Origin of the sequence: Trujillonella endophytica, assembly GCF_900110555.1 — a bacterium.
GTDB classification, from domain to species: Bacteria; Actinomycetota; Actinomycetes; order Mycobacteriales; family Geodermatophilaceae; genus Trujillonella; species Trujillonella endophytica.
In genome coordinates this window covers 236324-255903 of the sequence record NZ_FOEE01000008.1, presented here as the reverse complement: position 1 = coordinate 255903, position 19580 = coordinate 236324, and the positions used below count along the sequence as shown (strand labels likewise).

The 19580-nt window shown below is 76.1% G+C and carries 17 protein-coding genes and 4 tRNA genes; 13 read left to right on the top strand and 8 right to left on the bottom strand.

Annotated features, from left to right (window positions below):
• Positions 1–6 precede the first annotated feature (6 nt).
• Both BMY88_RS14500 and BMY88_RS14495 read left to right on the top strand, forming a co-directional pair.
• Positions 7–618 carry a hypothetical protein gene (locus BMY88_RS14500; RefSeq protein WP_139220479.1) on the top strand — a complete coding sequence of 204 codons (612 nt, stop codon included), beginning with the start codon at positions 7–9 and terminating at the stop codon, positions 616–618.
• Positions 615–1757: a tyrosine-type recombinase/integrase gene (locus BMY88_RS14495; RefSeq protein ID WP_091944619.1), complete on the top strand. Its 1143-nt coding sequence runs from the start codon at positions 615–617 to the stop codon at positions 1755–1757. Before BMY88_RS14500 ends, BMY88_RS14495 begins: the two co-directional genes overlap by 4 nt.
• 72 nt (positions 1758–1829) lie before the next feature.
• Here the strand turns inward: BMY88_RS14495 and BMY88_RS14490 are convergent.
• The 4 genes from BMY88_RS14490 to BMY88_RS14475 all read right to left on the bottom strand — a co-directional run bounded on the left by BMY88_RS14490 (position 1830) and on the right by BMY88_RS14475 (position 6601).
• Positions 1830–1902: transfer RNA gene (locus tag BMY88_RS14490), tRNA-Lys, on the bottom strand.
• Positions 1903–1941: 39 nt separating this feature from the next.
• A complete protein-coding gene (locus tag BMY88_RS14485; RefSeq protein ID WP_091944616.1) occupies positions 1942–4272 on the bottom strand; it encodes a putative bifunctional diguanylate cyclase/phosphodiesterase in 2331 nt (776 codons plus the stop codon).
• Between the two features lie 541 nt (positions 4273–4813).
• A complete protein-coding gene (locus tag BMY88_RS14480) occupies positions 4814–5698 on the bottom strand; it encodes a hypothetical protein (RefSeq protein ID WP_139220478.1) in 885 nt (294 codons plus the stop codon).
• A gap of 27 nt (positions 5699–5725) precedes the next feature.
• Complete coding sequence (locus BMY88_RS14475) at positions 5726–6601, bottom strand: Rieske (2Fe-2S) protein (protein ID WP_091944610.1); 876 nt, start codon at positions 6599–6601, stop codon at positions 5726–5728.
• A 275-nt stretch (positions 6602–6876) separates the two neighbouring features.
• Here BMY88_RS14475 and BMY88_RS14470 point away from each other — a divergent pair, with 275 nt between their 5' ends.
• From BMY88_RS14470 to BMY88_RS14435, 8 genes are all read left to right on the top strand, one after another.
• A complete protein-coding gene (locus tag BMY88_RS14470; RefSeq protein ID WP_091944771.1) occupies positions 6877–7347 on the top strand; it encodes a GtrA family protein in 471 nt (156 codons plus the stop codon).
• A gap of 59 nt (positions 7348–7406) precedes the next feature.
• Entirely contained in the window at positions 7407–7739 is a 333-nt protein-coding gene (locus BMY88_RS14465; RefSeq protein WP_091944608.1) for a hypothetical protein, read from the top strand.
• Positions 7740–7832: 93 nt separating this feature from the next.
• Positions 7833–7905 (top strand) — tRNA-Glu (locus BMY88_RS14460).
• A 31-nt stretch (positions 7906–7936) separates the two neighbouring features.
• Positions 7937–8010 (top strand) — tRNA-Asp (locus BMY88_RS14455).
• Positions 8011–8035: 25 nt separating this feature from the next.
• Positions 8036–8109: transfer RNA gene (locus tag BMY88_RS14450), tRNA-Phe, on the top strand.
• A 549-nt stretch (positions 8110–8658) separates the two neighbouring features.
• The gene (locus BMY88_RS14445) at positions 8659–8973 is read left to right on the top strand and encodes a TraR/DksA family transcriptional regulator (RefSeq protein ID WP_091944605.1); all 315 of its coding nucleotides are present in this window, start codon (positions 8659–8661) and stop codon (positions 8971–8973) included.
• Between the two features lie 27 nt (positions 8974–9000).
• A complete protein-coding gene (locus BMY88_RS14440; RefSeq protein WP_091944602.1) occupies positions 9001–10266 on the top strand; it encodes an NAD(P)/FAD-dependent oxidoreductase in 1266 nt (421 codons plus the stop codon).
• A gap of 47 nt (positions 10267–10313) precedes the next feature.
• Positions 10314–11507, top strand: coding sequence for a PucR family transcriptional regulator (locus BMY88_RS14435; protein ID WP_091944599.1), 1194 nt, complete (start codon positions 10314–10316; stop codon positions 11505–11507).
• Positions 11508–11510: 3 nt separating this feature from the next.
• On the opposite strand, the gene BMY88_RS14430 is transcribed toward BMY88_RS14435, so the two are convergent.
• The gene (locus tag BMY88_RS14430; protein ID WP_091944598.1) at positions 11511–12521 is read right to left on the bottom strand and encodes a glycosyltransferase; all 1011 of its coding nucleotides are present in this window, start codon (positions 12519–12521) and stop codon (positions 11511–11513) included.
• Between the two features lie 337 nt (positions 12522–12858).
• Here BMY88_RS14430 and BMY88_RS14425 point away from each other — a divergent pair, with 337 nt between their 5' ends.
• Positions 12859–13065 carry a hypothetical protein gene (locus BMY88_RS14425; protein ID WP_091944595.1) on the top strand — a complete coding sequence of 69 codons (207 nt, stop codon included), beginning with the start codon at positions 12859–12861 and terminating at the stop codon, positions 13063–13065.
• Positions 13066–13232: 167 nt separating this feature from the next.
• Positions 13233–15281: a transglycosylase domain-containing protein gene (locus BMY88_RS14420; protein WP_091944592.1), complete on the top strand. Its 2049-nt coding sequence runs from the start codon at positions 13233–13235 to the stop codon at positions 15279–15281.
• Between the two features lie 6 nt (positions 15282–15287).
• On the opposite strand, the gene mftG is transcribed toward BMY88_RS14420, so the two are convergent.
• From mftG to BMY88_RS14405, 3 genes are read right to left on the bottom strand one after another with little or no spacing between them, the layout of a single operon-like run.
• A complete protein-coding gene (mftG, locus tag BMY88_RS14415; RefSeq protein ID WP_091944590.1) occupies positions 15288–16790 on the bottom strand; it encodes a mycofactocin dehydrogenase MftG in 1503 nt (500 codons plus the stop codon).
• Positions 16783–18111 (bottom strand): class I adenylate-forming enzyme family protein, encoded by a 1329-nt coding sequence (locus BMY88_RS14410; protein WP_091944587.1) that lies wholly within the window; start codon positions 18109–18111, stop codon positions 16783–16785. The genes mftG and BMY88_RS14410 overlap by 8 nt, the downstream gene beginning before the upstream one ends.
• Positions 18108–18974, bottom strand: a complete 867-nt coding sequence (locus BMY88_RS14405; protein ID WP_091944584.1) for an MBL fold metallo-hydrolase — start codon at positions 18972–18974, stop codon at positions 18108–18110. The genes BMY88_RS14410 and BMY88_RS14405 overlap by 4 nt, the downstream gene beginning before the upstream one ends.
• Positions 18975–19035: 61 nt before the next feature.
• Between BMY88_RS14405 and BMY88_RS14400 the strand changes: the two genes are divergently transcribed.
• Positions 19036–19539, top strand: coding sequence for a hypothetical protein (locus BMY88_RS14400; RefSeq protein ID WP_091944581.1), 504 nt, complete (start codon positions 19036–19038; stop codon positions 19537–19539).
• Positions 19540–19580: the final 41 nt, after the last annotated feature.

Below are 19580 nucleotides of genomic sequence, written 5' to 3'. Positions count from 1 at the left end.
GCGGACGTGGATGAACTGGAGCGGCTCATCGCCGAACGAATGCGGGCAGCCCTGGAGGCCGATGGAGAGCGCTATGAGACGTTCGCTGGCCGCATGACGGTCCTGGGCTTCCGCTGGACCGCCAACCGGGTGGCCCAGGTGGTCACCGGCCGCGGCGCACTCTCCCTGCTGGAGATCGCAGGCGTCTGCGCAGCTCTCGGCCGTCCCCTCGAGCACCTCGTCGACGGTCCCGGCGACGTCGGACTTCCTGCCGGGACCGCGATCGAGATCGACGGGGTGCGCAGAGCCCTACTGGAGGGCGACCCGAACCCCTGGCACTCCCAGCGCGTGAACCAGATCGCCGACGCCCTGCCGCCCTGGGGTCAGCACTCCGAGGCCACGATCAAGGCGGCGAAGCGGCTGAACGTCTCGCCGGCCGACGTTGAAGCAGCCGCGGCTGAACTGTGGGGACACACCTTCGCGGAGGAGCGCGACCAGCGCGCCACCCCCCGGGCCGGTGAGACGAAGCGGCAACTGCAGACCCGCCGAGGCCATGCTGCCCGAGCACTCCTCGCCGAGCTGAACGACTACTTCACGCTCCCCGGCCGCCGCACTGCTCCGCGCGGAGGCAAGCAATGACCAAACGAGCGGCGAGCGGCGAGTCGTCGATCCACAAGGGCGCCGACGGCCGGTTCCACGGCTATGTGTCGATGGGCCTCAAGGAGGGTGGCAAGCGGGATCGCCGTCACGTGTCCGGCCTCAAGCGAGCCGACGTCGTGACGAAGGTCCGCGAGCTGGAGCGGAAGCGAGACGCCGGCACGGCCGGTTCGGCAGGCAAGGCACCGACCGTTGGTCAGTGGCTCAATCACTGGCTCGACACGATCGCGGCCCGCAAGGTGCGACCGTCAACCCTCACCCGATATCGGCAGCTTGTCGGCAACCAGCTCGCGCCCGGCATCGGGCACCATCGGCTCGACAGACTGCAGCCCGAGCACGTGGAGAAGCTCTACGGCGACCTGCTGGCCGGCGGCCTGTCGTCGGCGTCGGTCCTGCAGGCGCACCGGGTTCTCTCGCGAGCCCTCAAGGTGGCCACACAGCGGGACAAGGTGGCCCGGAACGTCTGCACCCTCGTGGACGCGCCGAGCGTCGAGCGGGAGGAGATCCAGCCGCTGTCCGCCCTAGACGCCCGGCGTGTGCTGGAGACAGCCCGTGATCGCCGGAACGCGGCGCGCTGGTCCGTGGCTCTCGCCCTGGGACTCCGGCAGGGAGAGGCGCTCGGACTGACGTGGGACGCCGTCGACCTGGAGGCGGGCGCGCTCACCGTGCGCCAGGCCCTGCAGCGGCAGCCCGGTCAAGGGTTGGTGTTCGTGCAGCCCAAGTCACGCGCCGGCCGCCGGACGATCGCCTTGCCCGGACCGCTCCGCGATGCGCTGCGCGCCCACCGAACCGCGCAGCTCGCCGAGCGCATGGCGGCTGGCTCCCAGTGGAGAGACCTCGACCTCGTCTTCTGCCAGGAGAACGGTCAGCCGATCGACCCTCGCAGTGATCACCGGGCATGGCGCGCGCTGCTGACCGCCGCTGGCGTGCCGCAGGCTCGACTGCACGATGCCCGACACACCGCGGCGACCCTCCTACTGCAGCAGGGCGTGCCCGCACGGGTGGCGATGGAGATGCTCGGCCACTCGCAGATCAGCCTGACCCTCGGCACCTATTCGCACGTGGCACCGGAGCTGGCCGAGGACGCCGCCCGGCGAATGGGGACGGCGCTGTGGGGATGAACTGGCAACCACCGAGGCACCGAGCGGTCGGCACCATCGAGGATCGATCCATAAACCCGCAGGTCAGGACGGTGGGCCCCGTGGGGATCGAACCCACAACCCGCGGATTAAAAGTCCGCTGCTCTGCCAGTTGAGCTAGAGGCCCGGCGGGCCGGTGTCCGGCCCGCGCCGAGGCTACCGCCGGCTACGCCGGGGATCCGGACAGCGGGCGGGCGACGCGGTGCCCGGCCAGCCACGCCGCGAGCTCCTCGGCCGGCACCGGCGGCAGGTGCAGGTGCCCCTGGACCTGCGTGATGCCGGCCCGCTGGACGAACTCCTGCTGCTCCGGGTACTCGACGCCCTCGGCCACCGTCTGCAGCCCCAGCCGCTGGGCCATCTGCGCGATCGCCTGCAGCACCGCCTGGTCGGCGACCACGGTGGCCGCGCCGGCGACGAAGGACTTGTCGATCTTCACGATGTCCACGGGCAGCGTGCGCAGCGTCGTCAGCGCCGAGTAGCCGGTGCCGAAGTCGTCCACCGCGATGGCGACGCCGAGCCCGGCCAGGGCGTCGAGGGTCGCGTGCACGGCAGGGGCGTCCAGCACGGTCGACTCGGTGATCTCGACGACGAGCCGGTCCGGCGCCAGGCCGGAGTCGGCCAGGCAGGACCGGACGACGGCGAGGAACCCGGGATGCGCCAGTTGCGACGGCGACGCGTTGACGTGCACCGCCACGGGCCGCCCGTCCTCGGACCACCCCGCGACGTCGGTGCAGGCGCGGCGCAGCACCTGCTCACCCAGGGCCACGACGACGCCGGTGTGCTCGGCGACCTCGAGGAACTCCGCGGGCGGCAGCAGCCCGCGCACCGGGTGGTCCCAGCGCACCAGCGCCTCCACCGCGACGCACCGGCCGTCGGTCGCGGCGACGATCGGCTGGTAGTGGACGACGAACCGCGACCGCTCCACCGCCTCCCACAGCTCCGCCTCGAGGGCCGCCGTCGCCGAGACGTCCAGCAGCACCGGCGAGAACTCCTGCACGCGGTTCTTCCCCGCGGCCTTGGCGGCGTACATGGCGACGTCGGCCTGCCGGACGACCTCCGCGCCGGCCACGCCGGGCTCGATCCAGGCGAGGCCGACGCTCGCGCCGACCCGGGCGAGCCGGCCGTCGAGGGTGATCGGCGCCGACAGCAGCTCGACCAGCCGCTCCCCGACCCGGCGTGCCTCCTCCTGGGTCGCGTCGCTCAGCAGGACGGCGAACTCGTCGCCGCCCAGGCGGGCGCACAGGTCGTCCTCGCGGAGGGCACCGAGCATGCGGGCCGCGGCGTGCCGGAGCAGTTCGTCGCCCCCGGCGTGCCCGATCCCGTCGTTGACCACCTTGAAGTCGTCCAGGTCGAGGAACAGCAGCCACCGGCCCGCGCCGGTCCCGGCCACCGCCTCCTCGAGCGCCACCGTGAACGCCGCGCGGTTGGGCAGCCCGGTGAGTGCGTCGGTCAGCGCCTGGACGGCGAGGTCGCGGTGGGCCTGGCTGCTGCGCAGGGCCAGCGCCACCTGGTTGTGCAGGGACTGCAGTGCGGTGACGGCCTCGGCGGAGACGCCGTCCGGCGCCGCGAGCAGCATGAAGCTCCCCGGGAAGTGCTTCGTGTGCTCGGGAAAGGCCGGCAGGGGCATGCACAGCCACTGGCCCGCCACCCCGGTGGCGCGGGCCAGGAGCGGCTCCGCGGCCCGCGCGACCTCGTGTCGCTCGTCGTCGGCGGGCAGGACGTCCAGCGGCAGCGTCTCGAACGCGCACGGGTACTCCCCCGCCCGTTCCACCACGCGCAGGGTGCCGGTCTCCTCGTCGACGGCCACGGCGAGGGCGCGCAGTCCGGGGGTGAGCCGGCAGATCTCCTCGACGCCCCACCAGCCCAGGTCGCGGATCGCCCGGGGATCGGTCAGCCCGAGCAGCCCGGTGCCCATGGCCCCCAGCACCGAGTCCCGCCCGCGCGTCCGCTCCCGCTCGAGCATCTGGCCGCCCAGGTGCCTCGCTCCGGCGAAGCTCAGGCCGAGCACCGGGAGGGCCCCCAGCACCGCCTCGAGCTCAGCGCCCCCGGGGGTGTGGTCGGGGAGCACTCCCCAGACGATCGCTGCCGCGAGCACCCCTGCGCCGAGGCCCACGACGTAGCCGACCCCGCGCACCGTGCGGCCGTACATGGCCCGCGACCAGACGGCGGGCAGCAGGACGCCGAACGCCACGGCCGGCATCGGGCAGGCGAGCGCGAGGGCGGTGGCCGCCACGACGTCGACGGCGTCGGCGAGGCCCGTGGCCCGGCCGGACCGGTAGCGGCGGATCCACGAGACGGCCAGCGCCAGGGAGGCCGTTGCCAGCAGCAGGCGGCTGACGGTCCCGGTGTCCATGACCGCGCCCGGTGCGGTGAGCACGAGCGCCCCCAGGGCCAGCAGGAGGAAGACCCAGCGGGTGCGCTCGACCGGGTCCGCCGGCCGGCGCTGCAGCGGCCGACGCGCACGACCGCCCGGGGTCGCGGAGTCGCTGCTGCTCATCGGGGTCCTTCGCGGGCGGGAGGCGGGAGATGCGGGCCGACGGCGACGTCGGCGTCCGATCCCGCATCGGCACCGATCGGCGGCCGCTGGAGAACCCCGGCCCCCAACGGGTGAGTCCTCGGGTCACGCCCCGGCCGCTCAGAGCACGTCGAGGAGCAGCAGCACGAGCAGGGTGAGGACGGCGGAGACCAGCAGCGACCCGAGGCAGCCGAGGCGGGACGAGAAGAGGAAGAACATCGGCCGGTCCTGCCCGCTCCCGCCCGGCGCGAACCGGTCCCGGGAAACGGCCCTGCACGGTCCGTAGTGACGCAGAGCGCACCCGGTCGTGGGGCGTCACCCGGTCAGGGGATCGCGGGCCCTCCGGCGGTTACCTAGCGTCATGTCCGTTCCGCCGATGAGCCGCGCTCCACGAGCCGGCCGGCGGATCCCAGGCTCCGGCCCGGCCGCCCCGTTCCCCCCGGGGTGGCCGGGCCGGTCTCCATTCCGGCGCCGTTCGCGCTTCCGGGCCCGCTCGCGCTCCGGCCGCCGATCACCGCCCGACTCACGCCGGCGTGCAGACCCGGTCGGTCAGCTCGTGCAGCAGCTCCCGCTGCGCGTCGTCCAGCGGCAGGTCCAGCACGGTCTCCGCGCCGTCGGCCACCCGCACGCCCAGCAGCATCAGGTAGGGCTGCTGGGTCTCGGCCAGCGCGTGCGGATCGCACCGCGCGGTGGTGAACACGATCCCCGTCGACGCCTCGGGGTCCCCGACCGCCAGGTCCAGCGGCAGTTGCGCGTCGGCGTCGTACAGCACGTTCCCCTGGACGCGGGTGACCGTCACGGCCTCGGCGTCGTCGTCCGAGCGGGCGAGCACGAGGCGGCCGGTCACCGCGTCGCCGTCGGCCGCCAGGTCGACGACGGCGACGTCGACCACCCGCTCCACCGCGACGGCGGCGCACAGCCGGGCGTGGATGCCTCGGAGCACCTCGGCGGCCAGCGGCACCCGGACCTCCGCCACCACCCCGCCGGGGCGCTCCACGGTCAGCCGCGCCGCCGCCGGCTCGGCCGCGGTGTCGCACACCGGCGCTCCGTAGGGCGTGCGCAGGTCGAACCGCCGGCCGGGCACGAACGACGCCGTCGCCGGGACGGCGGGCAGCGGCGTGAAGCCCGGCGAGTCCAGCGCCACAGCGGTCACCGAGAACGGCTCCTCGCCGGTGTCGGTGACCGCGACGGACACCCTCCCGCCGACGGCCCGATCGCTGCGGTACTCGACCACCTCCGCGGCGATGCCCGGGACCGGCGGCACCGGAGGTCCGGTCCGGAGCGCCGACGACGAGGCGGCGGTGTCCGCCATCGCCGGCGGGGACTCCCCGGGCGACGCCGCACCCCCCTCGCACCCGGCGCAGGCCAGCACGACCACCAGGGCCGCCGCGGCCGCCGTCCGCCTCACCCGCGGCAGCCTAGGAGCCGCGGGCGGCTACCGGTTGCGGCTCGGCAGCCGCGCCATCACGCGGCCGGACTCCATCCGCACCTCGAGCTTCTCCTGCGCGTTGGCCGCCGGCCCGCGCCGCGGCTCGCCGCTCGCCAGGTCGAACGCCGAGTCGTGCCACGGGCAGACCAGGCACTCCTGCCCGCGGACCTCCTCGACCCGTCCCTCGTGGAGCGGGCCCGACAGGTGCGAGCACGCGCCCACGAACACGTCGACCCGCCCACCGCGGCGGACGACGGCCAGCGGCACCGCCGCCCCGCTGCCCGCACCGGTCCGCAGCGCCGGCCGGCCCTCCGGCAGGTCGTCGAGGGGCCCCAGGTCGATCCAGTCGGAGGTGAGGGCGCGCGCCGCCGTCGCCGCGTGCGAGGCACCCGAGGACTGCGCGTAGGACATGTGCCCGCCGATCGCCGCCGACCCGCCGGCCACGCCCAGCCCGGCGTATGCCAGGACGCGGCCCAGCGTGCCGCGGCCCTTCGCCCGCGCGACGAGCGAGCCCGCGTACAGCGCGAGCGCGGTGGTGTTCGCGGCGGCGTGCACGACCCCGAGCCGCCGGACGCCGACCCCCTGCTCCGACCAGTCGGCGGCTCCGGACGCCGCGGCCGGCACGGCGGCAGCGACACCGGTACCGATCAGCAGCGTCGCCGCCGGGCGCATCGACGGGATCGCGTCGAGGATCCCGGCCGACACCCAGCTGCCGACCGGGACCTGGACCAGCACGGGATGCAGCGGGTGCCCCAGCCACGTGCCGTGCAGCAGGTCCTTCACTACGACGGGCACAGCCGCCACGGCCTTGCGCGCGGGTTCCATCGCCGCGTCGAAGGAGTCGACGTCGGCGAGGCGATCGAGGAAGCCCATCAGACCCATGGCCGCCCCCTACCCCCGGCGGCCGGGACCCAAGCCGGGCACCCCGCGGCCCGTTCCCGGCCACGCCGGAGACCTCGGGTACTGCCGTCCTGTCGGTGCCCCGTGGTGTCATGCGGTGGACGTCGCCCGCCCCCTGACGGAGGGAGCGGGGCCGCGCCGGGAGCTCCGCGCGACCCGGAGGGGTGAAGACGCTGCTCACAGCCGGAATAGGACTGGCGTCCACGAAGCTGCCAGGAGGAAGCTGAACTGTCCGTGTGCCGACCCAGGAGCTGATGATGAGCTGCTCGACCCTCTCCCGCCCGCGGGGCGAGTGGGTCGAGGGCGTCCTCGCCCGGGCCCGCGCGGACGACGGCATCGGCCAGTTCACCCGGTTCGTGCTGGTCGGCGGGTCGACCAGCGCGCTCTACGCCCTGCTGTTCGTCGCGCTGCACGGCATGGGCGAGCAGCCCGCGAACTGGATCGGCTCGGTCATCACCTCGGTCCTGGCCAACGAGATGCACCGGCGGCTCACCTTCCGCGCCGGCGAGCGGGTGAGCTTCCTCACCGCGCAGGTCGAGGGGGGCGCGCTGTCGATCGCGGGCCTGGTCTCCACCAGCCTCGCGCTGGCGTGGCTGACCGCCGCGACTTCGACCGACGACCCATACATCCAGTTCGGCCTGGTCGCGCTCGTCACCGCCACGATCGGCACGCTGCGGTTCATCGCCCTCCGCTGGCTGTTCCGCCCGCGGGCCGACGCCCTGCCCTGAGGCGGCGCGTCCGCGCCGTCCGGCGCTCCCGCGCACTCGGCCCGCCCTACCCTCGCGGCATGACGACGACCCGGATCGCCCCCCTCGCCGGTGCGGTGCTCGCCGGCGGTCTGGGGCTGCTCGCGCTGACCGGCTGCTCGTTCACGTCGGAGAACTTCTCCTGCGACACGAACTCCTGCTCGGTGACGCTCGACGGCTCCGGCGCGGAGGTCAACCTGCCGATCGGCCCCACGATCGAACTCGGCGGCGTCGAGAACGGCCGGGCCTCGATCAGCGTCGGCGGCGCGAGCGTCTCCTGCGCCGAGGGCGAGCGCGTCTCGGCCGGCGGGCTGTCGCTGGAGTGCACCTCGATCTCGGGCGACGAGGTGAAGCTGACCGCGTCTCTGAACTGAGCCACACCCGGCTGCGACACCCGCGGGAACGGCCCCCCGTCGGATGCCCCCGCAGGGGCATGTACAGTTCTCCACGCCCCCGGCGAACACCGAGCCCCCATCGTCTAGCGGTCCAGGACGCCGCCCTTTCAAGGCGGTAGCACGGGTTCGAACCCCGTTGGGGGCACGCAGCACCACAGAACGACGCACCACAGCAAGGCCCTGTAGCGCAGTTGGTTAGCGCGCCGCCCTGTCACGGCGGAGGTCGCGGGTTCGAGTCCCGTCAGGGTCGCTTTCGGCGGCTAGCCGCCGGATCGGGGCAGGTAGCTCAGTCGGTACGAGCGCTCGCCTGAAAAGCGAGAGGTCGGCGGTTCGACCCCGCCCCTGCCCACACATCTCGTCCCCGCGGCGGCCTCCGAGCGTCCCGCGGCAGCAGCGCCGCCCGGCCCGATCGCTGGGCTCGGCCACGCCCCCACCCCACCCCGTCCGCCGCGCGACGCCGCGGAGGTCGGGACCCACCCGTTCCGCAGCCCGACTTGCCGGTCACCGGCAGAGAACGCCCCCGGAACTCGCCGGTCGTTGCCGTGTCGAGGCCGCGTCGGCCGATGCATGCTGGGAACGCGCCCTCCGGTCCCGGGGGGCGCGCCAGTCGTCGGCGCTGCGGAGGAGGGGACATGACCAGCGGAACGTCGTCCGAGTCGTCCCCGCCCCGCCGTCCCGCCCGCCGTTCCCGGCGCCGCCCCGCCCCGGTACGCGGGCGCGGCGCCACCGGCCGCCTCAGGCCGCCGGGCAGCTGAGCGCCGGGCCGACGCCCCGCTCCCTGCTCGCCCGCCGGCGCCGCGCATCCCGCGCGCGCCGGCACCCCGCACCCTCGTCGTTCCCGCACTCCCGCGCCCCGCCCGTCGCGAGGCGCGTCCCGGCGCATTCCCAGGAGGAACCCATGACCACTGCCACCACCCCGGCCGCCCCCACCACGCGCTGGACGGCGCTCCGCTCGGTGCTCGAGGAGCAGCGCGCGGACTGCCTCCGCCAGCGGGAGTCGGCGCTCGCCGAGACCGTCGCCTCGCTGCCCGACCCGGTCGCCGTCGCCCGCACCGCCACCCTGCTCCGGACCGTCGAGGAGGTCGACGCCGCGCTCGCCCGCATGGACGACGGCACGTACGGCCGCTGCGTGTCCTGCGGGACCGACATCCCCGAGGAGCGGCTGGAGTTCCGCCCGTACGCCGCCACCTGCGTGGCCTGCTCGCAGCGCTGACCCCACCCCCGAGCGAGAGGAGCGGTCATGTCCACCCCGGCAGCGCGCGGCGGCCCGCCCCGCCAGGTCGCCGTCGTCGGGGCCGGGATGGTCGGCCTCGCCACCGCGTGGTTCCTGCAGGAGAGCGGCGTCCAGGTCACCGTCTACGAGCGCGACCGGGTGGCCGCCGGCGCCTCGGAGGGCAACGCCGGCTGGCTGACCCCCGGCCTGACCGCTCCCCTGCCCGAGCCCGCAGTGCTCCGCTACGGGCTGCGGGCCGTGCTGAGCCCGCGCTCCCCGGTGTACGTGCCGCTGCGCGCCGACCCGGCGCTGCTGCGCTTCCTCGGATCCTTCGTCCGGCACAGCACCGCCCGCACCTGGCGACGCGGCCTCGCCGCCTACGCGCCGCTCACCCGGCGGGCGCTGGACGCGTTCGACGCCCTCGCCGCCGGTGGGGTGACCGCCCCGACCCGCGAGGCCGCGCCGTTCCTCGCCTGCTTCCGCACCGAGCGGGAGACCCGCGGCCTGCTCGCGGAGCTCGAGCACGTGCGCGACACCGGCCTGGACACGCCGTTCTGGCCGGTGACCGGGTGGCGGGCACGGGCGGGCGAGCCGGTCCTCACCCCCGAGGTCGGCGCCGCCGTGGAGGTCCGCGGGCAGCGCTACCTCGACCCGCCCGCCTACCTGCGCGCCCTCGCCGCGGCGGTGCGGCTGCGCGGCGGCGAGATCGTGGAGGGGGTCGCGGTCGACGACCTCGACCCCCGGCCCGGCGGCGTCACCGTCGTCACCGGAACGGGGGAGCGGCAGCGGCACGACGCCGTCGTCGTCGCCACCGGGGCCTGGCTCGGTGCGCTGGCCCGCCGCCACGGCGTGCGCCGGCCGGTCCAGGCCGGCCGCGGTTACAGCTTCAGCGTGCCGGTGGAGCGGATGCCCCGGGGTCCGCTGTACTTCCCGCGCCAGCGGGTGGCCCTCACACCCCTGGGGGACCGCCTCCGGGTCGCCGGGATGATGGAGTTCCGCCGTCCCGACGAGCCGCTGGACCCCCGGCGCATCGCCGCGGTCGCCGACGCCGTCCGGCCCTTCCTCCAGGGGGTCGACCTGGACGACCGGCGCGACGAGTGGGTCGGCTCGCGGCCGTGCACCCCCGACGGGCTGCCCCTGCTCGGCCCCACCGCGTCCGACCGGGTGGTCGTGGCGGGTGGGCACGGCATGTGGGGGATCGCGCTGGGACCGATCACCGGCATGCTGGTGGCGCAGACGGTGCTCAAGGGCGAGGCTCCGCCGGAGCTGGCCCCCTTCGACCCGTTGCGCTGACCGGACCGGGGGCTCCCGGCCGGCCGCAGGGCACGGACGGAGGCGACATGACGGGCAGCCGCGCGACGGGCATGCCGGAGGACTGGCTGGCCGCGGTCGCCGCCTCCGCGGCCGCGTCCTGCCGGGTCCCGGCCGACCTGCTGGGCGGGTATCTGCCGATGCTGGCCGATGCCGCCATCGACGGCCGTCGCCCGGCGCCCCGGGACCTCGACGCCGTCCGCGAGCTGGGCCGGCAGGCAGCCGCACGGGGCATCGCCGCGAGCGCGGCCGTGGACCTCTACCTCTCCGCCGCCTGGCGGCTGTGGCGCGAGCTGCCCGCCGTCGCCCGCTCCCGCGACCCGGAGAAGGTCCGCGGGGCCGCCGAGGCGGTGCTGCGGGTGCTCGACGACGCGGTCGGCGTGCTGGTCGACGGCCACCAGTCCGAGCGCCGCGAGCTGATCCGGCACGAGGAGGCGCTGCGCCGCGAGTTCGTCGACGACCTGCTGCGCGGGGACGCCGACGTCTCGCGCATGGTGCAGCGCGCCGAGCCCTTCGGCATCGACCTCGGCGCCCCGCACCACGTCGCCCTGGCCGAGCCGGTCGACGGCGACGCCACGGTCGACCGCGCCGCCGTCGCGCTGGAGCGCCGGGTCGTCGACCGCTTCGGCGACCGCGACGTGCTGGTCGCGACCAAGGACGGCAGGGTGGTGGTCGTCGTCCCCGGCACGGCGGGCGGACCGTCGTCCGAGGCCGGGCTCGCGCTCGGCACCGCGCTGCACCGGGAGCTGGACCGCTCCTCCCGCCGCTGGCGGGTGGCGGCCGGCCGCGCGTTCCCCGGCGCGTACGGCATCGCCCGCTCCTACGAGGAGGCACGCGAGGCGCTGGGCCTCGCCGGCCGCCTCGCCCTGGACACCGAGGTCGTCAACCCCCGCGACCTGCTCGTGCACCGGGTGCTCGGTCGTGACCAGGCGGCGATCGTCGACCTGGTGCACGACGTCCTGGGCCCGCTGGAGCGCTCCCGCGGGGGCGCCGCGCTGCTGCTGGAGACCCTGCTCGCCTACTTCTCCGCCGGTGACGTCGCCACCGAGGCCGCCCGGAGGCTGCACGTCTCCGTCCGCACGGTCACCTACCGCCTGGCCCGCGTGGCCGAGCTGACCGGGCACAGCGTCGCCGTCCCCGATCAGCGCTTCGCCCTCCACGCGGCGGCGCTGGGCGCGCGGCTGCTGGACTGGCCGGCCCGGGCGCTGCCCGCCGACCCCTGACGGTCACGGGGCGACGCGGTCCCCGACGACCTGCTCGTAGACCTGCGCATGGACGTCGCGCACGGCCGCGAGCTGCTGGGCCCGCCACGCGCGGTCGGCCGGGCGCGGGGCCGGCCGGGTCAGCGCGGCGGCGACCGCGCCGTTGAGCGACACCGGGTCGAACCCGTGCTCCTCGTCGTTGCCGTAGGTCACGACGTCGGACCACTGGTCGGCGAACCAGCCGCAGCTCGGCGCCACCACGCGGGTGCCGACGTCGCGGCAGACCTCCAGCTCCGCCGAGTGCGTGCCCCAGGACTCCGGCAGCACCGCCACGTGCAGCTCCTGCAGCTGGGCGGCCCACCTCCGCTCGTCGAGCACCGCGAGCTCAAGCGCCTCGCTCTCGGCCAGGTCCCCCAGGCGGGGCAGCACGTATCCGGGCTCCACGAACACCCGCAGCCGCCCACCGCCGTTCACCGCCCCGTACAGGGCGGCCCGGACGACCGCCTCCGGGTCGGGCACGCAGACCCGCGTCCGCAGGGGGAGCCCCACCAGCCCGCGCTCGCCGCCGACCTCGGGGTCCGGCGCGGCGATGGTCGGGTGCGCGACGGCGATCGCCGTCCGCCCGTAGCGCTCGGTGATCTCGTCGGCCGCGCCGGGCGTCAGCGTGACGACGACCTCGGCGGTGTCCAGCAGCGCCCGCAGGTGCGCCTCGTGCCGGGCCGGGTGCGGCTGGGCCGGGTCGCGGAGCTGGTGCACGGTCACGATCAGCGGGACGCCGGTGCGGCGGATCGCCTCGGTGAAGCCGACGACCTCGTCCTCCGGCAGGTGGCCGTAGCCGCCGTGCACGTGGACGACGTCCACCTCGCCGGCGTGCGTGGTCAGGTAGGCCGGGTCCAGCCAGGGGCTCGGGTCGCGCTCCGGCCCCACCCTGACGACGCCGGGGGGCAGCACGGCGTCCACGTAGGGGCCCCGGTGCGGGACGGAGGCGACCCGGATGAGGGGCGGGGCTTCCCGCGGGGGATCGTCGGGGTCCACTCGGACGGCACTCCTCCTGGCGTCGAGCACGCGACGCCAGGGCGGTGCTCCTCGATGGGACGTTGGTCCCTGTTCCGGCTACCCAGCATCCCCTCCGGCAACCGCTCGCAGGCGCCGGGGTGGGCTGCGTCACCCGTTGTGGGGTCGACCGGTTCAGGAACCGCCCCCGGCCGGGTGACCTCCGCTCTGCGGCGCCCGCGCGATCAGGTTCGACAGCGCGCGATCCGGTGAGCGACGAGCCGCCTGGCAGTTCCTGCACAACGAGGCGGGGATGTCCGTGCGGATCTGCCCGCATGCGCCCGGTGACACGGACCGGTCCCACGCCTACCTTCGTTACATGTTCACCACCCTCCTGGTCATCGGCGGTGTCCTCGTGGGGCTGCTCGTGCTCCTCTCCCTCATCGTCGCCCTGAGCGCCCGCCCCGCTCCCGGCAAGGGCGCGACGGCGGTGCCGCAGTGGGTCGCGCAGACCGGCCGCCGGCACCCCGACGCCTGGTCGCCGCTCAGCGAGACCAGCACCTCGGAGATCACCGCGATCCGCTGATCTCCCCCAGACCGGCGTCCCGGCGGCTGCGACGGCGCGCCGCCGGGACGCTCCGGGAGCGGCCGCGTCCGCTCCACTTGTCGGCCGTCGACAGCGAGCAGATGATCTGGTCGACGGGGACGTCCGGGTGGACCGGACGGCGCCCCGCGGACGGGCAGGGTCGATCGATGGCCGGGCGCCGCCACCCCCGCCTCCGGGCAGCCGCGTCGCTGCTCCTCGCGATCCCGCTGACCGGCGTCCTGGTGGCCGCCGTCCTCGCGCCGTGGGTCGTGGGCACCGGACTGGCCGCCAGCAACTCCGCCGACCTGCTGGCGCCGCTGCCGGTGGAGCTCGCCGACCGGACCTTCCCCGGTCCCACCGTCGTCCTGGCTGCCGACGGCTCGGTGATCACCTACTTCTACGCCCGCAACCGCCAGCCGGTGGCCTCCGACCGGATCGCCGAGGTCATGAAGCAGGCGCTCGTGGCGATCGAGGACCGGCGCTTCTACGAGCACCGCGGCCTCGACGTGGAGGGCACCCTGCGGGCGCTGGCGCGCAACGTCGTCGCCGGCTCGGTGGAGGAGGGCGGCTCGACGATCACCCAGCAACTGGTGAAGCAGACGCTGCTGCAGTCCGCCGACGAGGCCTCGGGCCGGGAGGCGGCCACCGAGGAGAGCGTCGCCCGCAAGCTGCGGGAGGCGCGGCTGGCCCTGAGCCTGGAGGAGACCTACTCCAAGGACGAGATCCTCACCCGCTACCTCAACACCGTGTACTTCGGGGAGGGCGCCTACGGGGTGCAGGCCGCCGCCCGCCGCTACTTCTCGGTGGACGCCGCCGACCTGAACCTCGCCCAGGCGGCCATGCTCGCCGGCCTCGTCCGGACGCCGACGGTGGACAACCCGCTCGCGGACCCCGAGGCCGCCGGGCAGCGCCGGGACCAGGTGCTGCGGCGCATGCTCGACGTCGGCTACGTCACCGCGGCGCAGGTCGAGGAGCTCGCCGGCCGGCCGGTCGAGGTGGCGCCGTCCCCGCCCCCGCCCAACGGGTGCGTCGACGCCACCGTCGGCGGCTTCTTCTGCGACTACGCCCAGCAGTACCTCACCCAGACCCTCGGCGTCCCGCAGGACCGGCTGGACGCCGGCGGGGTGGTGGTGCAGACGACGCTGCGCCCGGACCTGCAGCGGTCCGGCGACGCCGCGGTCCTCGCCAACCTGCCGATGGGCGACCCCCTGGCGGCCATGTTCACCGCCGTCGAGCCGGGCACCGGGCACGTGCTGGCGATGAGCGTGAACCGCGTGTTCGGCTACGACGCCACCGACCCCGCCCAGGAGTCGGTGAACCTCAACGCCGCGGCCAGCCAGGGCGCGGGCTCGACCTACAAGACGTTCGTCGCCGCCGCCGCGCTCGAGGCCGGCTTCCCGCCGTTCCACGTCATCACGACGCCCGACCCCTACGTGTCCTCGGTCTACCGCAACGGGACCGAGCCCTACGTGGTGCAGAACGTCGGCACCTATCCCCCGACCCTGACGATGGCCGAGGCACTGGTCCGCTCCTCGAACACGTACTTCGTCGCGCTGGAGGACCAGCTGGGCAGCGTCGAGCGCCCGGTGCGGATCGCCCAGCGGATGGGCCTGTTCTCCCTCGACCCGGTCGCCGACCAGGTGGTGGCCGAGAACCGCGGGTCGTTCACCCTGGGCGCGGAGGCCACGAGCCCGCTGGCCCTGGCCAGCGCCTACTCCACGCTCGGCGCCGACGGCACCCGCTGCGCCCCCCTCCCCGTCACCGCCGTCACCGACCGCGACGGCGCTCCCCTCGCCCTGGAGGCGGGCGGACCCCCGGTGGCGGTGGGCGACGACTGCACGCCGGGTGCGGTCCCGCCGCAGGTGGCCTCCACGCTCAACCAGATCCTGATCGGCGACACCGAGGCCCCGTTCGGCACCGGGCTGGAGGCGCGGATCCCCGGTCACCAGGTCGCGGGCAAGACCGGCACGAGCCAGGGCCGGTTCTCGATCGCGTTCGTCGGCTACACCCCCCGCTACGCGGCCAGCGTCATGGTGCTCAACCCCAAGCAGAACCAGGACGTCGGCACCTACGGCGGCGGCCGCGGCGCCTCGATCTGGCACGACGCGATGCTCCCGGTGCTGTCGGCCGAGCCGGCGGTCCCCTTCCCGCCCGCCGGCCTGCCGCTGGCGCCGCCGCCCCCACCGCCCCCGCCCCCGCCTCCGCCGGGCCCCTGAGCCCGCCTACAGCTCGGCCGCCCGCTCCCCCACCATCACCGCGGTCGCCGCGGTGCCCCGCGAGGGCACCCGGGGCAGGACCGACGTGTCGACGACGCGCAGGCCCGCCACGCCGCGCACGCGCAGCCGCCCGTCGACCACCGCACCGGGGTCGTCGTCGGGACCCATCCGCGCGCTGCCGCACAGGTGCACCGCGGTGCCCAGGTGCCGGCCGATCCAGCCGTCGAGCGCGCCGTCGGCGGCCAGCACCGCCGCCGACAGCGGATCGTCGGCCGGCTCGGTCCCCGTGGCGCCCAGGGCGGCCATGGGCGGGGTGTGCAGCAGCTCCGCGGCGAACCGGACGCCGGCCCGCAGGCCCGCCCGGTCGGCGGCCGAGGCCAGGTGGTCGTAGGCGATCCGCGGCGGGGACGCCGGATCGGCCGACCGGAGCGTCAGCCGCCCGCGGCTGTCGGCCCGCAGCAGCGAGACGCCGAGGGTCAGCACGCCGTCGTCCCGGGACGGGGAGCCCCACGGGGGCAGCAGCGAGGCGAACGAGCGGAACCACGGGAGGACCTCGATCGGCGCGCCGTCCGGCGCGGCGTGCAGCACCTGCTCCAGCGCGAGCCCCGGCGGCGCCGGGAACCCCGGCGCCGGGCGCCAGGGCACCTGCAGCATCGGGTGGTCGCTGAGCCCCTCCCCCACCCCGCGGACGTCGGCCACGACGGGCAGGCCGAGGTCCCGGAGCGCGTCCGCCGGACCGATGCCCGAGCGCAGCAGCAGCTCCGGCGACCCGACCGCACCGGCGGAGAGCACGACCTCGGCGGCGCGCACCGTGCCCGCCGCCGTCAGCACCCCGACGGCCCGGCCGCGCTCCACCAGCACCCGCGAGACGCGGACCCCGCCGCGCACGGTGAGGCCCGGCCGGCCGCGCAGGTAGGCAACCGCCGCGCTGATCCGCACGCCGTCCACGGCGTTGCTCGGCAGCGGCCCGCAGCCGGCGGGCCCGGCCCCGTTCTTGTCCGGCTCGCCCGGCACCCCCAGGGCCGCCGCCGCGGCCGCGAACGCGGCGGCCGGCTCGTAGCCCGGCGCCGGGCGGGTCACCGGCACCGGTCCCGCGCGGCCGTGCAGGGGGGAGTCCGGGAAGTCGCGATCGGCCTCCAGGCGCCGGAAGGCCGGCAGCACCGCCGCCCAGGACCACTCCGGCATTCCCCAGCCGTCGCAGTCGGCCGGGGTGGCGCGGACGAAGTAGCAGCCGTTCACCGCGCTGGAGCCCCCGGCGCCGCGGCCGCGCACGACCGAGCGCGACAGCGTCGGGGTGAGTTCGGTGGGCACCTCCACCGCGGCGGGCGAGCCCGGCACCGCGGCGCGCATCGTCCTGGCGTCGCGCGTCTCGGCGGGCTGGTCGGCCGGGCCCGCCTCCAGCAGCAGCACCGTCCGGCCCGCCTCGGCCAGCCGCGCCGCCAGCGCGCAGCCCGCGGTGCCCGCCCCGACCACGACGACGTCGGTCTCGGCGGGGAGGGGTTCAGCCACGGGCGGGGCCGCTCGGCAGGTCGAGCACGTCCGGCAGGTCCAGCCGCCGGACCTTCCCGGTGGTGGTGCGCGGCAACTCGGCGACCGGGTGCAGGCTCTTGGGCCGCTTCGCCGGGGAGAGCCGGTCCCGGGCCCACGACGCGAGGTCGGCCGGGTCGGCGTCCCCCACGTACGCGGCGACCACCCGCTGCCCCCACTCGGTGTCCGGGACGCCGACGACGGCGCTCTCCACCACGCCGGGGTGCGCGTCGAGCACCGCCTCGACCTCGGCCGGGTACACGTTCACCCCGCCGGAGATGACGAGGTCCTCGCGGCGGCCGTCGAGCCACACCACGCCGTCGTCGTCCACCCGGCCCAGGTCGCCGACGGTGACCCGGTCGCCCCGCCACGCCCCAGCGGTCTTCTCCGGCGCCCGCCAGTACTCGAAGCGGGCCCAGCGGGGCACGGTGCACCACAGCTGGCCGCGCTCGTCGGTCTCCAGGCGCCGGCCCGGGCGGGCGCGCCCCACGCTGCCCGGGTGCGCCAGCCAGTCCTCCGGCGAGCACACGGTGAACTGGGCCTCGGTGGAGCCGTAGAACTCCCACACGCTGCCCGGGGGCGCCGCCGCGATGACCGCGCGCTTCAGCGGCTCGGGGCAGGGCGCCCCGGCGTGCACGAGGCGGCGGAACGACGACCAGTCGACGCCGTCGTGCGCGAGCAGCCGCTGCAGGTGGGTCGGTACGCAGAAGGTCGTGGTGGGGCGCAGCGCGGTGATCGCCTCCGCCGCCCGGGCGACGTCGAACGGGCCGGGCAGCAGCACCTCCCCGCCGGCCAGCAGGGTGTGCACGGCGAAGCGCAGCGGCGCGGAGTGGTGCAGCGGCGACAGCACCAGGTGCCGGTCGGCGGGGCCGAAGCCCCACAGGCCGATCTCCTCGGCCGCCAGCGCGCGGGCGTCGTCCTCGGTCAGGACGCCGGACCACACGCCCTTGCGCCGCCCGGTCGTGCCGGACGTGTAGTGCATCGGCCGCGCCAGCGGCACGTCGGCCAGGTCCGCCTCGGGACCGCCGTCGAGCAGGGCCGCCGGGTCGTCGCCGAGGTCGAGGGCCGCGTCGGCGTCCGCGGCCAGCCCGGCCCGCTCGGCGGCGGGCAGCGCCGGGTCCAGCACCACGGGGACGACGCCGGTGCGCAGCGCGCCGAGCACCACGGCCACCAGCGCGGGCGAGGACGCGGCCGAGACGAGCAGCCGGTCGCCGCGGCGCACGCCGGCCGCGCGCAGCGCCCCCGCCGCCCGCCGCTGGTCGCGCTCGCTGTCGGCGGCCCGGACGACCGGCACCGCCGTCATGCCGGGCGGACCTCGTCGCCGGAGACCGCGAGCCGCCCCTCCCGCGCCATCTTGTCGAGCATCGAGCGGGTCGAGCTGGTCGCGGCCGGCCAGACCTCCCGCGGCACGGCGGCGTAGATCGTGGCCACCAGCTCGCCGACGCTGCGCGCCCCGGCCGCGACGGCGGCCAGCACCTGCTCCTCGCGGAAGGCGCGGTGGGCGAGGTAGAAGTCCAGGACGGCGCCCGGGTCCTCGGTCAGCTCCGGCCCGTGGCCGCAGTAGAGCGCGCTGGGCCCCAGGTCGTGGACGCGGCGCAGCGACTCCAGGTACGCCACGACGTCGCCCTGCGGGTGGCTGACGACCGACGTGCCGCGGCCCAGCACGTGGTCGCCGACGAGCACCGCGCCCGACTCGACCCGGAAGGCCAGGTGGTCCGCGCAATGACCGGGGGTGGCGACCACGCCGAGGGTCGTGCCGGCCAGCCGCACCACCTCCCCGGGCTCCAGGACGCGCCCGCCGGGCCCGGCCACCGCCGGGTCGGCCGCGGCCACCCGGGCGCCGAACCGGGCACCCCACGGAAGGGCCGCGTCGGCATGGTCCCCGTGGTGGTGGGTCACCAGGACGGCGACGCACCGGGCGTCGCGGCCGGCGAGCGCGGCCTCCACGGCGGCCAGGTGCGCGGCGTCGTCCGGGCCCGGATCGACGAGCACCGCCTGGCCGCTGCCGGGGTCGCCGACGACGTAGGTGTTGGTGCCGTCCAGCGTCATCCCCGAGGGGTTGGGCGCCAGCACCCGGGTGACCAGAGGCTCCAGGTCGGCGGTGCGCGCCATGGCGCCGAACGCGGGAAGATCCCACGTGAGGCGCGGGTCCAGGGGTGCGTCCACGAACCGGCACGCTATCGGGGTGGTCGGCCCGCCGCGTCGCCCGGCGGCTACCGTCCCAGGCATGTTCGCACTACGCCGCCTTGCCCGGCCCGCGGTCGCCGCGACCGCCGCCGTCCTCCTCCTCGCCGGTTGCGGCGACGACGGCGGCGACGACAACGCCTCGTCCTCCTCCTCGTCCTCCTCCTCGTCCTCGTCGTCCAGCAGCTCCGCCGGGACCAGCGAGGAGTCCGGCGGCGACGCCGAGCTCGCCGCCTTCTGCGACCAGGCCCAGGAGTTCGCCGGCATCCTCCAGCAGGTGGACCCGTCGGCCCCCGAGACGATCCCGACCGCCCTCGCCGACGCCAGCGCCGCGTTCGACGCCGCCGAGCCGCCGCAGGAGATCGCCGACGACTGGGCGACCCTCGGCGACGCCCTGCGCAGCTGGGCCGAGACCGCCAACTCCGTCGACATCACGACGCCGGACGGCGCCCAGCAGCTGGCGGCGTCGACCCAGGAGTTCCAGGCCGTCTTCACCGGCCCGGCCGGGACGGCCGTGGACGAGTACGGCTCGGCGAACTGCACCTGATCACCGGTCGGACCTGAACGCGCGGCGGCCCGCCATCCCCC